General features: G+C 56.2%; 15 protein-coding genes. 7 read left to right on the plus strand and 8 right to left on the minus strand.

Annotation, left to right across the window (positions count from 1 at the left end; genetic code table 11):
• Positions 1-49: 49 nt before the first annotated feature.
• Positions 50-709 (minus strand): fumarylacetoacetate hydrolase family protein, encoded by a 660-nt coding sequence (locus B4056_RS15415; protein WP_039384719.1) that lies wholly within the window; start codon positions 707-709, stop codon positions 50-52.
• 263 nt (positions 710-972) lie between these two features.
• Positions 973-1,248 carry a YcgL domain-containing protein gene (locus B4056_RS15420; protein ID WP_039384721.1) on the minus strand — a complete coding sequence of 92 codons (276 nt, stop codon included), beginning with the start codon at positions 1,246-1,248 and terminating at the stop codon, positions 973-975.
• Between the two features lie 155 nt (positions 1,249-1,403).
• Here B4056_RS15420 and minC point away from each other — a divergent pair, with 155 nt between their 5' ends.
• Genes minC through minE form a run of 3 tightly spaced genes read left to right on the plus strand, consistent with a single transcriptional unit; the run spans position 1,404 to position 3,230 of the window.
• Positions 1,404-2,111 (plus strand): septum site-determining protein MinC, encoded by a 708-nt coding sequence (gene minC, locus B4056_RS15425; RefSeq protein ID WP_039384722.1) that lies wholly within the window; start codon positions 1,404-1,406, stop codon positions 2,109-2,111.
• A 33-nt stretch (positions 2,112-2,144) separates the two neighbouring features.
• Positions 2,145-2,957, plus strand: coding sequence for a septum site-determining protein MinD (minD, locus tag B4056_RS15430; RefSeq protein ID WP_039384727.1), 813 nt, complete (start codon positions 2,145-2,147; stop codon positions 2,955-2,957).
• 3 nt (positions 2,958-2,960) lie between these two features.
• Entirely contained in the window at positions 2,961-3,230 is a 270-nt protein-coding gene (gene minE, locus B4056_RS15435; RefSeq protein ID WP_039384731.1) for a cell division topological specificity factor MinE, read from the plus strand.
• 55 nt (positions 3,231-3,285) lie between these two features.
• Here minE and rnd read toward each other — a convergent pair whose 3' ends face one another.
• The 5 genes from rnd to B4056_RS15460 form a co-directional block, all read right to left on the minus strand.
• Positions 3,286-4,407, minus strand: a complete 1,122-nt coding sequence (gene rnd, locus B4056_RS15440; protein ID WP_094111100.1) for a ribonuclease D — start codon at positions 4,405-4,407, stop codon at positions 3,286-3,288.
• A gap of 99 nt (positions 4,408-4,506) precedes the next feature.
• Positions 4,507-6,183, minus strand: a complete 1,677-nt coding sequence (gene fadD, locus B4056_RS15445; protein WP_288655215.1) for a long-chain-fatty-acid--CoA ligase FadD — start codon at positions 6,181-6,183, stop codon at positions 4,507-4,509.
• A 205-nt stretch (positions 6,184-6,388) separates the two neighbouring features.
• Positions 6,389-6,982, minus strand: a complete 594-nt coding sequence (locus B4056_RS15450) for a Slp family lipoprotein (RefSeq protein WP_071668868.1) — start codon at positions 6,980-6,982, stop codon at positions 6,389-6,391.
• Between the two features lie 61 nt (positions 6,983-7,043).
• A complete protein-coding gene (gene tsaB, locus B4056_RS15455) occupies positions 7,044-7,742 on the minus strand; it encodes a tRNA (adenosine(37)-N6)-threonylcarbamoyltransferase complex dimerization subunit type 1 TsaB (RefSeq protein WP_094111084.1) in 699 nt (232 codons plus the stop codon).
• Between the two features lie 52 nt (positions 7,743-7,794).
• On the minus strand, positions 7,795-9,705 hold the full coding sequence (locus B4056_RS15460; protein ID WP_039384744.1) for an ATP-dependent DNA helicase: 1,911 nt from the start codon (positions 9,703-9,705) through the stop codon (positions 7,795-7,797).
• 124 nt (positions 9,706-9,829) lie between these two features.
• Here B4056_RS15460 and B4056_RS15465 point away from each other — a divergent pair, with 124 nt between their 5' ends.
• Positions 9,830-10,174, plus strand: a complete 345-nt coding sequence (locus tag B4056_RS15465; RefSeq protein WP_094111099.1) for a RidA family protein — start codon at positions 9,830-9,832, stop codon at positions 10,172-10,174.
• Between the two features lie 12 nt (positions 10,175-10,186).
• Here the strand turns inward: B4056_RS15465 and B4056_RS15470 are convergent, their stop codons facing one another.
• Positions 10,187-10,372 (minus strand): YoaH family protein, encoded by a 186-nt coding sequence (locus B4056_RS15470; RefSeq protein ID WP_039384746.1) that lies wholly within the window; start codon positions 10,370-10,372, stop codon positions 10,187-10,189.
• A gap of 111 nt (positions 10,373-10,483) precedes the next feature.
• Here B4056_RS15470 and pabB point away from each other — a divergent pair, with 111 nt between their 5' ends.
• The 3 genes from pabB (at position 10,484) to B4056_RS15485 (ending at position 13,963) form a co-directional block, all read left to right on the plus strand.
• Entirely contained in the window at positions 10,484-11,842 is a 1,359-nt protein-coding gene (gene pabB, locus B4056_RS15475) for an aminodeoxychorismate synthase component 1 (protein WP_094111083.1), read from the plus strand.
• Position 11,843: 1 nt separating this feature from the next.
• Positions 11,844-12,410: a CoA pyrophosphatase gene (locus B4056_RS15480; protein ID WP_039384751.1), complete on the plus strand. Its 567-nt coding sequence runs from the start codon at positions 11,844-11,846 to the stop codon at positions 12,408-12,410.
• A 188-nt stretch (positions 12,411-12,598) separates the two neighbouring features.
• Positions 12,599-13,963: an L-serine ammonia-lyase gene (locus tag B4056_RS15485; protein WP_039384754.1), complete on the plus strand. Its 1,365-nt coding sequence runs from the start codon at positions 12,599-12,601 to the stop codon at positions 13,961-13,963.
• Positions 13,964-14,042 lie beyond the last annotated feature (79 nt).

Below are 14,042 nucleotides of genomic sequence, written 5' to 3' on the forward strand. Positions count from 1 at the left end.
GTTCAGCAAAACCGCACCTTATAAAGGTTAAGATGCGGTGATGCAAGTATTACAGCACGCGCGTGCTGATACCGTGACCCGCCAGCGATATCTCAAGTTTATCCCCTGAGCGCAGCGGGCCTACGCCCTCTGGCGTGCCGGTCAGGATCACATCGCCCGCGCGCAGCGTAAAGAACTGGCTCATATAGGCGATGAGCGGCTTGATTTTGTGGATCATATCGGACGTAGAGCCATGCTGACGCCGCTCTCCGTTCACCACCAGCTGCAGCTCGCTGTTTTGCGGATCGCCCGTGTACTCACCGACCGGAATAAAGCCGGAAAGCGGACAGGCGTTGTCGAACCCTTTCGCGCGCTCCCAGGGCTGACCCGCTTTTTTGAACCCCGCCTGCAGATCGCGCAGCGTAAGGTCCAGCGCTACGCCGTAACCCGCAATCGCTTTTGCCACATGCTCTTCGCTGGCCTGCTTTAACGTGGCGCCGATCAGGACAGCGAGTTCCACTTCATGATGTACGTCGCCTAACGCGGTCGGGATAGAGAGCGGCTGCCGCAAATCGCATAAGGCTGTCTCAGGTTTGATAAACAGCACCGGCTCATCCGGCGTTGCGCTTCCCATTTCTTTAATATGTTTTGCATAATTACTGCCTACGCATACCACTTTGCTGACCGGAAAATCCAGCAGAGCACCCTGCCAGTTACGATGCTGATACATATTTTTCACCTGCCTGAGTTATGTCTGCGCTCTGTCGGGATGACAGAGGCTCTGTGAGTAGCGGCCGGAACGGGGCGCCAGTAAAGATAATATTAACGGTTATCGCGACAGGTGTAACAGAAATTGTCAAAAGAGATTTATCTTTCTTACGACGGCGGGCAAACAAATATTAATTGCCCACGACAGGATGGAACATGGGCAATTAATTAATCACTGAACACTGAATATATTTACAGGCTATATTTTTTACAGATGAATCTGAATTAAACTTCTTTACCCTGCTCAAGATGGACGTTGAGCAAACTTTCTACAGGCGGCGGGATCTGCAAATAAAAACCCTGCTCGCGCAGTCCCTGCTTTACCTTTTCAATGTCTGCGTTGGCCAGCCTCTCACGCTTGTCCAGCGACAGCACCATCGCTAACTGCGGCTTGCCAAAACCTTTAAGCAGCGCTTCCGGCACGCGGGAGAAATCGTCCTTTTTTTCTACATAAAGATAAGTCTGATCGCGTTGCGGGCTTCTATAGATCACACAAAACATATTTTTTACTCGAATTAACTGTTAGCGTCACTTGCCTGAATATTACAGTAACTATAACATGCTTGCAGAACTTCGAATATTGACCCGATGATGTTAATGGCGATTTTATCGACGTTCATCTCCGGGTCAAAAAAAACAGGACTGAGCCAGGACAGATGCCGCAATCGCCAATCGAATTCAAGGGAAGCAGTTTTACCCTGTCAGTTGTTCATCTGCACCATTCACAACCCGATGTGATTCGTCAGGCGCTGCAGGAGAAGATCGATCAGGCGCCGGCCTTTTTACAGAACGCTCCGGTCGTCCTGAACATCTCAGCGCTATCCGGAGATATTAACTGGAAGCAGATGCAGCAGGCGATCAGCGCCACCGGACTGCGTATCGTTGGCGTCAGCGGTTGCAAAGATGACGCCCAGAAAAAAATGGTGGCCCGCGCGGGCTTACCGGTGCTCTCTGAAGGCAAAGAGAACCGCAAAACGGCTGAAGCGCCGCCTGCGGAAGAAGCTGCTGCACCCGCTGTTGTTACCGAGAGCATCAACAAAACGCGCGTGGTGAATACGCCAGTGCGTTCCGGTCAGCAGATTTATGCCCGTAACGCCGACCTGATTGTGACCAGCAGCGTTAGCGCCGGAGCAGAACTGGTTGCCGATGGCAATATACATATTTACGGCATGATGCGCGGCCGGGCGCTGGCAGGCGCCAGTGGCGATCGTGACTGCCAGATTTTTTGTACTCACCTTGCCGCTGAGCTGGTCTCAATCGCCGGTGAGTACTGGATCATGGATCAGATTCCGGCGGAATTTTTTGGTAAAGCGGCGCGCCTCTGTCTGAAAGAGGGCGCGCTTACCATCCAGACACTTAATTAGGCCCCTTTTCTTTCGTTAAGGAAATCAACATTTATGGCACGCATTATTGTAGTAACATCGGGCAAAGGGGGCGTTGGCAAGACCACGTCAAGCGCGGCCATCGCGACAGGGTTAGCGCAAAAGGGCAAAAAAACCGTTGTTATCGACTTCGATATCGGTCTGCGTAATCTCGATTTGATTATGGGCTGTGAACGTCGCGTCGTGTATGACTTTGTGAATGTTATTCAGGGTGATGCAACTCTGAATCAGGCGCTGATCCGCGATAAACGCACCGAGCAGCTCTACATTCTGCCGGCATCGCAGACGCGTGATAAAGACGCTCTGACGCGCGAAGGCGTAGAGAAAGTGCTGAACGATTTAGCCGCTATGGAGTTCGATTTTATCGTCTGTGACTCCCCGGCGGGTATCGAAACCGGCGCGCTGATGGCGCTTTACTTCGCTGATGAAGCGATCATCACAACCAACCCGGAAGTCTCATCCGTACGCGACTCTGACCGTATTCTGGGCATTATCTCCTCTAAATCGCGCCGTGCTGAAAACAGCCAGGACCCGGTCAAAGAGCATCTGCTGCTGACCCGTTACAACCCAGGCCGTGTGACCCGTGGCGATATGCTCAGCATGGAAGATGTGCTGGAAATCCTGCGTATTCCGCTGGTCGGTGTTATTCCGGAAGATCAGTCTGTGCTGCGCGCCTCAAACCAGGGCGAACCGGTGATCCTCGACATCAATTCTGACGCCGGTAAAGCTTATGCTGATACCGTAGAACGCCTGCTTGGCGAAGAACGCCCCTTCCGCTTTATTGAAGAAGAGAAGAAGGGTTTCCTGAAACGCCTGTTCGGGGGATAACCAATGGCCTTACTCGATTTCTTTTTATCCCGTAAAAAGAGCACAGCCAATATAGCCAAGGAGCGGCTGCAGATCATCGTTGCTGAACGCAGGAGGGGCGACAGTGAGCCCCACTATTTGCCTCAGCTTAAACGCGATATCCTGGAAGTGATCTGCAAATATGTCAAAATCGATCCCGATATGGTGACAGTACAGCTCGATCAGAAAGGCGACGATATTTCGATTCTGGAGCTGAACGTGACGCTGCCGGAAACGGAAGACGCGCCGAAATGAGTGTAGCGGATCGCAGCGTTTCCCCTGCGTAATAGCGCAGGGGAAAACAGCGCGCTTAAAGTGCCTGCAGAATCTTGTCGATTCCCGGCTTCAGCAGCTCGCCACGCCAGCCGTTCAGCAGTTCGGGTGGCCGGTTTGCTGATTTCAGCCCCCAGTACATGCTGAGAACCTGATTAATCTGACGGCGTGAAGCCAGCAGTTCCTGACTATATCCCGTCTCTTCGCTTACCTGCTGTACCAGCGCTTTAATCGCTTTAAAGACCTGCTTATAGTGCGGATGCTCAATAAGATTGGGCAGCGGTGCCGGTAGCGTTGCCTCATCCTGTGCCTGCGCCTCAGCGACCTGATCAATCATCGCTTTACCGTGAAAACGGATTTCATGGCCGTTGAGTCCAAGGTGATCCAGTTCACCGAGGCTGCCGGGCAGATAGCGAGCGACCTTCCACAAATTTTCTTCACGTACCACAAAATTAACCGCCATATCTTTCTGACGCGCGACCTTCAGGCGCCAGGCCGCCAGGCGCTGCAGTGCGGCCAGCTGGCGCGGACGCAGCTGCCAGGCGTTGGTAATATCGCGCCACGCCTCTTCAGGCTGCAATATATCGAGCCGGCGCTGACACAGCATGTCGCACTCGCTCAGGGCGGCCTTCATGTTGCCGGCGGCTTCAGTCTGCGCCATCAGCTCACGGGCAATAGGCAGCAGGTAGGCGACATCCGCTGCGGCATACTGGCACTGACGCTCGGTCAGCGGGCGCGCAAGCCAGTCGGTGCGGGCCTCACTTTTATCCAGTTCAATCTGGTTAAAGTGATTAACCATCGCTGCAAATCCCCAGGAGAGCGGCTGGCCGGAAAAGGCGGCCAGAATCTGCGTATCGATCATCGGCTGCGGCAGGCAACCAAAACGATGCAGAAAGACTTCCAGATCTTCGCCTCCGGCGTGCAGAAATTTAGTCACCTGCGTATCCTGCAGCAGGGCGATAAACGGCGTCCAGTCACCAATCGGCAGTGGATCGATCAGAACCAGCTGTTCGCCATCAAACAGCTGAATCAGCCCGAGCTGAGGATAGTAGGTCCGGGTACGTACAAATTCAGTATCCAGAGCAACAGCATCATGCTGGCGAGCCAGGCGGCACACGTCAGCCAGCTGGTGGTCTTGGTCGATCAGGGTGTAATTCACGTATTTATTCCCGCTGCGCAAACCCCGCGCAGCGCTCCATGTTAAAAACAATAAAAACGCCGGTCGTAGCCGGCGTTAACCTGGGGAAGCATGGCGACACTACTGCCCTTCCCGCTTCGCCTCATCGCGCAGTTCGCGGCGTAAAATTTTGCCCACGTTTGTCTTTGGCAGCTCTTCACGAAACTCGATAATTTTCGGCACCTTGTAGCCGGTCAGCTGACGACGGCAGTGATCCAGCACCTCTTCTTTAGTCAGCCCGGGATCCTTTTTAACGATACAGACCTTCACCGCTTCACCCGAGAGTTCGCTTGGCACGCCAATCGCTGCAGCTTCACGAATTTTTGGATGCTGCATCAGCACATCTTCAATTTCGTTAGGATAGACGTTGAAGCCGGATACCAGAATCATATCTTTTTTACGATCGACAATCCGGATAAACCCTTCACTGTCCACGGTAACAATATCGCCGGTATGCAGCCAGCCATTTTTCAGCACTTCCAGCGTGGCATCAGGACGCTGCCAGTAGCCCGCCATCACCTGCGGGCCGCGGATACAGAGCTCACCCGGCTCACCCGGCGTCACATCATTATTGTGATCGTCAATAACCCGGATATCAGTAGAGGGCACCGGCAGGCCGATACTGCCGGTATGGCAGGTAATATCGTAAGGGTTAACCGATACCAGCGGGGAGCATTCGGTGAGGCCGTAGCCTTCAAGCAGGTAATGCCCGGTAAGCTTTTCCCAGCGCTCCGCTACCGCTTTCTGAACGGACATGCCTCCGCCAGCGGAGAGCCGCAGCGTGGAGAAATCGAGTTTATTAAAGTTTTCATCATTCAGCAGCGCATTGAACAGCGTGTTTACGCCGGTAATGGCGGTAAAAGGAAACTTAGCCAGCTCTTTAACGAATCCGGGTATGTCGCGCGGATTGGTAATCAGCAGATTAGTGCCGCCCAGATCGAGGAACAGCAGACAGTTAACCGTCAGCGCAAAAATATGGTAGAGCGGCAGCGCCGTTACCACCTGCTCCTGCCCGGCGCGCAGCAGTTTGCCGTAGGTGGCTTTTGTCTGCTCCAGGTTTGCCTGCATGTTGCCATGGGTGAGCATCGCGCCTTTGGCGACGCCGGTGGTGCCACCGGTATACTGCAGAAATGCCAGATCGTCATTGCTGAGCGCCGGACGCTGATAAGCCATGCGTGCGCCCTGCTGCAGCGCATGCCGCAGCGGTACAGCTCCGGGCAAATGGTATTTCGGCACCAGCTTTTTGACATATTTGACCACAAAGTTCACCAGCGTCGCTTTGACCGGTGCCAGGTGATCGCCCATCCGCGTCAGCATCACGTGCTTTACCGCCGTCTCTGCCACAACTTTTTCCAGCGTGTGAGCAAAATTGGAGACGATAACAATGGCGCTGGCACCGCTGTCATTGAGCTGATGTTTCAGCTCGCGCGGGGTATAGAGCGGGTTAACATTTACCACCACCATACCGGCACGCAGTACGCCAAACAGCGCCACCGGATACTGCAGCAGATTAGGCATCATCAGCGCCACGCGATCGCCCTGCAGCAGTCCCAGCCCCTGCTGCAGCCAGGCGGCAAAGTCGCGGCTCTGCGCGTCGAGCTGGCGATAGGTCAGCGGCTGCCCCATATTGATAAAGGCAACGTTGTCGGCATAGTGCAACACCGCATGTTCAAAGAGATCGACCAGAGAGGGATAACGGTCGGCATTTATTTCTGCTGGCACATCTGGCGGATAGCGTTTCAGCCAAACTTTGGTCAAAGAGTCACCCCGATATTCTTGTTGCGTAGCCATCGCCGCCTCTGCAATCAGTGTTATTAACAATACTTTAACTGATTGTACCAGTTTGCCGGTTACGGCATTTTCAGGTTGCGAAGCCCATCACTAAATTTCGCGCGCCGGTTACGCGCCCAATAAAAAAGCCCGGCTGCGTGCACCGCAACCGGGCCGGAAAAGTATGTGGCGGCTACTCGGTCAGAATAGTCTGTACCTGAGCCGGCCCCCCCAGGTTCATCCCCCAGTAAGGGTTTGGCCCCCAGTAACCCGGATGATGCCGCGTCGGGCCATATCCGATCCAGGGATCGATTGGCTGCGGCGGCGTCATTACCTGCTGAGTCAGATGCCAGCGCTGATAGCCGCGCACATCAATCACAACAAAGTTATAACTGGCCTTGCCAATTTCACCTTTTTCGGTGCCTTTGATGGTACCCAGCACCGTAACATATTGGTTATTCACATCAACCGGATCGACAAATCCTTTGAGATCGGCATATATCCGTCCGATTGAGGCAGCCCCCAGCCGGGGCCGTGCGCTCTCATCCAGCGGCTGCGTGGCTATCTCCAGCCGCGTCAGTCCGTTGAGGTTTGTAACGCGAACCACTTTACCGCCAAAGCGTGACTCCTGCCCGGTATAGAGCTGAGGAGCATTCATCACGCGCAATAAATCCTGCTGCGGAAGCGCCGAGCTTCCTTTAATAGAATCGGGTACGCTGACGCAGCCGCTCAGCAGCAATACACACGCCAGTACGCCACCAGCGATTCCAGCACGATAACCTGGCATAAGCACATCTCCTGTAATTTTTAATTTAGACTGGAGGTGCAAAAATAAGTTGCGTGGCGACTCAGCGTCCGGGCAACTTTTTCCACGCCACTTCGTTACGCAGATAAACCGGCTCTGCATGCTCCACCGCTACGGTATCGCCTCGCTGCCACGCCTGCAGCGCCAGCGGCAGCATATCTTCAGCCGCGGGCAGCGTAACCGGGGTGGCCAGTAGCGTTGCGCCCGGCGTGGTCATCAGCTCAGGCCATGCCTGCCAGCCGGTACCTGCGGTCGCCCATTCGCCGCTCAGCGCCGCGATGCGAGCGGCGGCAGCCTCAGGCTTCAGCACCGCTTCGCTGTCGGCGCCGTGCCAGTGACCCGCATCATCGCGCTGATATTCAGCCCAGTAGACTTCACCCATGCGTGCATCAATCGCCACCAGCACACGAGTGGCACCGGTCAGCCGCCAGGCCCCCTGCGCCATCGTTGCCAGCGAAGAGACGCCAATCATGGGTAAGTTTGCGCCCAGCGCCAGCCCCTGCGCAATGCCAATACCAATGCGAACGCCGGTAAAACTGCCCGGCCCGCGCCCAAACGCCAGCGCATCCAGCGCGGTCAGGTCCAGCTGCTGCGCCTGCAGCAGCGACTGCACCAGCGGCAGAATGCGCTGCGTGTGATCGCGCGGAGCAATTTCAAAATGGGCATCGATCTGCTGCTGATTCAGCAGCGCGGCAGAACAGGCTTCTGTCGCCGTGTCCAGTGCTAAAATTCGGGCGGACATAACAACCTCAGAGAATCAAAATGGCGCGCATCTTATCACAAAGCGGCATAAATTAGTGTTCCTCAGCCTGCCGGACAAAGTCGATCGCACGCGCCAGATCGCGGGTCCGCGGCGTGGGTGGCAGGCTGTTGAGAAAGAGTTCGCCGTAGGGGCGGGAGACCAGACGCTGATCGCAAATCACCAATACGCCGCGATCGGCGGTGTCGCGGATCAAACGCCCCACCCCCTGTTTGAGGGTGATTACTGCATCCGGTAGCTGCACATCACTGAACGGATCGCCGCCGCGCAGCCGGCAATCCTCCATGCGCGCCTTCAGCAGCGGATCGTCTGGCGAGGTAAACGGCAGTTTATCAATAATGACCAGCGACAGGGCATCGCCGCGCACGTCGACGCCTTCCCAGAAGCTGCTGGTGGCAACCAGCAGCGCGTTACCCGCCTCCAGGAACTGCTTCAGCAGCTGCCCTTTGCTGGTCTCGCCCTGCAGCAGCACCGGCAGAGTCATTGATGCACGAAACTCGGCCGCCAGCTCACGCATCATCTTGTGTGAGGTGCAGAGAAAAAAGCAGCGTCCTTTATTGGCATCAATCAGCGGCTTCATCATCCGCGCCAGCTGCCGGGCCCCGCCAGGCGCATTCGGCTCCGGCATATTGCGCGGCACGCACAGGAGCGCCTGCCGGGCGTAGTCAAACGGACTGTCGAGGATCAGCGTCTGCGCCTGCTCAACCCCGAGCCGACTGGCGAAATGCCCGACCTGTTCATTCACCGCCAGCGTGGCGGACGTAAACACCCAGGCCGCTTTACGCGTATCCATCACTTCGCGAAAGCGCTCCGCTACTGAAAGCGGCGTCAGCGCCAGCGTAAAGTGCCGGCTGGTACATTCATACCAGTAGCTGAAACCGGGTTCGCTGATGGCACGTAAACGCTTCAGGCGGGTGCGATAGAGCGCCGCGCGCTCAAAGGCCGCGTCAAGCAGCGCTGAGCGTCCCAGGGAGAGTTTAATGACGTCGTAACAGAGTTCCAGCGCATCATCCAGCAGAGTAAACATGCGCATGACGTTGTTATCACTGAGCAGATCGCGCAGATTACCGCGAAAGCCGGGTTCGCCAAGCGTCAGGCGAAAATCCTGCGCACACTGCGCCAGACGATCGGCAGATTTCTGCAGCTGCTGCACATCACGCACCTCGGTGCGATAGGCAAGAATGATATCTTTGGCGAGATCCTGCAGCTGACGGCTGGAGAGCTGCTGGCCAAAATACTGGCTGGCGATATCGGGCAGCTGATGTGCCTCATCGAAGATCATCACGTCCGCTTCCGGGATCAGCTCGCCAAACCCGCCCTCTTTGACCACCAGGTCAGCCAGAAACAGATGATGGTTCACCACCACAACGTCAGCATCCATCGCTTTTTTACGCGCTTTTACGACAAAACACTCTTTATAGAGCGGGCAGTCGCTGCCAAGACAGTTGTCATTGGTGCTGGTGACGTAAGGCCAGACAGGGCTATCTTCAGCGACGCCGGCGCAGTTGCTGATATCGCCATCTTTGGTCTCTGATGACCAGCTGCGCACGTGGATGAGATCGCCCAGCGCCTGTACGGTAAGATCGCCGCCGCTCTGGTTTTGCTGCTCCATACGTTCGAGACAGAGATAGTTAGAGCGGCCTTTCAGCAGCGCGGTTTTTCCGCTGAATTTGAGCGCCCGGGCAATGGTGGGCAAATCGCGATTGTAGAGCTGATCCTGCAGCGCTTTAGAGCCGGTAGAGACAATGACTTTCTTTTTTGCGCGCAGCGCAGGCGCCAGATAGGCGTAGGTTTTACCGGTTCCGGTGCCCGCCTCCACCACCAGCTCACCGCCGTGCGTTACCGCTGCTGTGACCGCCTGTGCCATCTCATGCTGGGCCGCACGCGGTTTGAAACCCGGAATTGCCTGCGCTAACGCGCCATCTGCTGCAAAATCGTCTGCCACACATCCTCACCTGTAACCTGAAAAACACTGTAATTATGTCAGAATTCCGCAGACGCGACCACAACAGATGACATCGCAGCCCGGTTATGGCAGGCTGGCGCAGCAAAAAACAGAGGAGAACAGCATGTCTATTACGCGTATCGATCCCGAACATCGTATGTCCGAAGCCGTGATACACGGCAATACGATCTACTACACCAGCGTCCCGGAAAATCTGGATGCCGATGCGGAGGCGCAGACGGCCGACGCGCTGGCAGTTATCGATCGTATTCTGACGCGTGCCGGATCGGACAAGAGCAATATTCTCGACGCCACGATTTTTTTGGTGGATAAAGCGGATTTTGCGGCGATGAATCGCGCCTGGGACGCATGGGTATCACCGGGCAACGCGCCGGTACGCTGCACCGTACAGGCCGGACTGATGAACCCGAAATATAAAGTAGAAATAAAAATTATCGCCGCACGTTAAGCGGCACGGGCACTATTCGTTTTCATCTTCATCTTCGAAGCGTGCCCTGATTGCCTCTCCGGTAAAGGTTTCACGAATTTCCTGCGCCACCTGCGCAATCGCCTGGCCGCTGGCCATGCCGCCCGCCATCAGTTCCTGAATTCGCTCAACCGCCTGCTGCTGCTGCTCATGAGATAGTGCCGGAAGCCCTGTAAACATACGTTACTCCAGATTAAATCGGACGGGCATTATCCCACGCGGAACAAACAGGTGCCAGTGGCAAAAAAATATGCCAGGCTACGCCTCTGCCTGTTGAATGCTGCTGAACCCATGATCGCGAAAACCCTCACGCTTACCTATAGTCCCGATGCACTGCTGAACCGCTTTGCCACGCTGGCGCATCGCCCGTGGGCCATGCTGCTGACCTCGGGTCAGGCCGATCACGCCGATAACCGCTTTGATATTCTGACTGCCGATCCGCGCGTCACGCTCACCACGCGCGGCGGGTATACCGAAACCGATGATGGCACCGGCATTCAGCGCTCCGGGGAGGATCCGCTGCAGCTGCTGCAGCGGCAGATTGACCGGCAGGGCCTGCAGCCCGCCTCCCATCCCGATCTGCCTTTTCAGGGCGGTGCGCTGGGCCTGTTTGGCTACGATCTCGGCCGCCGGTTTGAACAGCTGCCGGCGGTAGCGCAGCAGGATCTGCAGACGCCTGATATGGCAGTGGGCCTTTATGACTGGGCGCTGATTGCCGATCATCACCTGCAGCGGCTTACGCTGGTCTCTCTCAGCGATGCTGACGCGCGCTGGCGCTGGCTGCAGGCGCAGGCGGTTCCGCTGCCGCGGGCGTTTCACTTAACCAGCGCGTGGCGCTCTGACCTGACGCGCGAAGCCTATGCAGCACGCTTCAATGCTGTACAGGCGTATATTCAGGCAGGTGACTGCTATCAGGTCAATCTTGCTCAGCGTTTCGAGGCGCGCTATAGCGGGGATGAGTGGCAGGCGTTTCTGCGCCTTACGCGCGCCAATCGCGCGCCCTTTAGCGCCTTTCTGCGTCTGCCGGACAGCGCGCTGCTCAGCCTGTCGCCGGAACGTTTTCTCTCTCTGCAGCAAAACGTTATTGAAACGCGTCCGATCAAAGGCACGCTGCCGCGTCTGGCCGATGCGGAGGCCGATCGTCTGCAGGCGGAAAAGCTGGCGCACTCCGCGAAAGATCGTGCGGAGAATCTGATGATTGTTGATCTGATGCGTAATGATATTGGTCGGGTGGCTGAACCCGGCAGCGTGAGCGTGCCTGAGCTGTTTGTGGTTGAACCCTTTCCGGCAGTGCATCATCTGGTGAGCACCGTGCGGGCCCGTCTGCCCGACAGGCTGCGCGCCACCGATCTGCTGCGCGCCTGCTTTCCGGGCGGCTCAATCACCGGAGCGCCAAAAATCCGTGCGATGGAGATTATCGAAGAGCTGGAGCCGCATCGTCGCAACGCCTGGTGCGGCAGCATAGGCTATATCAGCCTGTGTGGCCGTATGGACAGCAGTATTACCATTCGTACGCTGATCGCTGAAAACAATACCCTCTACTGCGCCGCCGGTGGCGGACTGGTGGCTGACAGCGATCTGCAATCTGAATATGAAGAGACCTTCCATAAGGTTAACCGCATTCTGCCCTGCCTCAGCGATGAGAAGTAATATGACTGCCGAACTCAGCCAGTTTCTGACGCGTTTTATGCTGCAGCCTCCGCCACCCGCACGCCTGCCGGCCCCTGCCGGACGTCATGCGGCAGTGCTGGTGCCGATTATCAACAGCGCCGAGCCGGCACTGCTGCTGACGCGGCGCTCGGCGCTGCTGCGTAAACATGCCGGCCAGGTCGCTTTTCCGGGCGGCATGCAGGATGCCAGCGATACGTCATTGATCGATACCGCGCTGCGTGAAGCGCAGGAAGAGATCGGGATCGATCCCCGTCAGGTGCAGATAGCCGGTGTACTGCCGGCGGTCACCAGCAGTACCGGTTTTGCCGTCACGCCGGTGGTGGGGATCCTGCCAGCCATGCCGCTCCGTCTGAACCCGGATGAAGTCGAAAGCGCCTTTACCATGCCGCTGCGTGAAGCACTGCATCTGGCCCGCTATCATCCGCTGACGTTATATCGCGGCCAGCGTCAGCACCGGATATGGCTCTCCTGGTATAACGATTATTTTATCTGGGGCATGACGGCCGGAATTATTCGTGCGCTTGGTCAGCAGATCGCGCTGCCCTGAATGCCGTGTGTAAACTCAAAGCTGAAAAATCGATCCACTTCACAAAGGTATGGATTGATAACTATTTCTGCGGTTTATAATTAGATTATTTCATGCGAAAAGCTGTTCTTTCGCCCGCCGTGGCGATTACTATTAGCCGCAATTACGGCTCAGGCCGCAGAACCCCGTATTTGTGAGGAGCGTTACCGTTGATTAGTGTTTTTGACATGTTCAAAGTGGGCATCGGCCCATCCAGTTCACATACCGTAGGTCCGATGAAAGCGGGCAAACAGTTTGTGGATCTGCTGGCTGAGCAGGGCAAACTGCAGGATGTCACGCGCGTAGCGGTGGATGTGTATGGCTCTCTCTCGCTGACCGGCAAAGGTCACCATACGGATATCGCTATCATTATGGGTCTGGCGGGTTATGAACCTGCCACCGTGGATATTGATGCGATCCCGGCATTTATTAAAGATACGGAAACGCGTGAGCGCCTGCTGCTGGCTAAGGGCGCGCATGAGGTCGACTTTCCACGCGAAGGCGGCATGGTGTTCCGCAGTGAGAATCTTTCGCTGCATGAAAACGGTATGACGCTGTATGCGTTTGCCGGCGATCTGCTGATTCTGACGAAAACCTACTACTCAATTGGCGGCGGGTTTATCGTGGATGAAGCGCATTTTGGCCAGCCGGTGCTGGATGAAGTCGCGGTACCTTATGCGTTTCACTCGGCAAAAGAGCTGCTCAGCCACTGCAGCGAGACCGGCATGTCGCTTTCAGGACTGGTGATGCAAAATGAGCTGGCGCTGCACAGCCGTGAAGAGATCACCCGCTATTTTACCGATGTCTGGCAGACCATGCAGGCGTGTATTGACCGCGGTCTGAACACCGAAGGCGTGCTGCCGGGGCCGCTGCGCGTTCCGCGCCGTGCCGCCTCTTTGCGTCGCCTGCTGGTCTCATCGACCAAGCACTCCAATGATCCAATGAACGTTATCGACTGGGTCAATATGTTTGCCCTGGCGGTAAACGAAGAGAATGCGGCAGGCGGACGCGTGGTAACGGCCCCGACTAACGGAGCCTGCGGCATCGTGCCGGCGGTGCTTGCCTATTACGATCACTTTATCGAAAGCGTCACGCCCGATATCTTTATCCGTTATTTTCTCGCGTCAGGCGCTATCGGTATTCTCTATAAAATGAACGCCTCTATCTCCGGTGCCGAAGTAGGCTGTCAGGGTGAAGTGGGCGTGGCCTGCTCTATGGCGGCGGCGGGTCTGGCGGAGCTGCTGGGCGCCAGCCCGGAGCAGGTCTGCGTGGCCGCGGAAATTGGTATGGAGCATAACCTGGGTCTGACCTGCGATCCGGTTGCCGGTCAGGTGCAGGTGCCCTGTATTGAGCGCAATGCTATTGCATCGGTCAAAGCCATCAACTCAGCGCGCATGGCGCTGCGCCGGACCAGCGCCCCGCGCGTCTCGCTGGATAAAGTCATTGAGACCATGTATGAGACCGGTAAAGATATGAACGCTAAATATCGCGAAACCTCGCGTGGCGGTCTGGCCATCAAAGTTCAGTGTGACTGATACCTGTCCGGAGTGCGCTGGTTAAAATCAGCGCACTCATACTGATTTCTGCTTTTTTACCTACCTCGGCGTTGCCAAA

Source organism: Pantoea sp. UBA7232 (assembly GCF_002473195.1).
Classification (GTDB): Bacteria; Pseudomonadota; Gammaproteobacteria; order Enterobacterales; family Enterobacteriaceae; genus Pantoea; species Pantoea eucrina.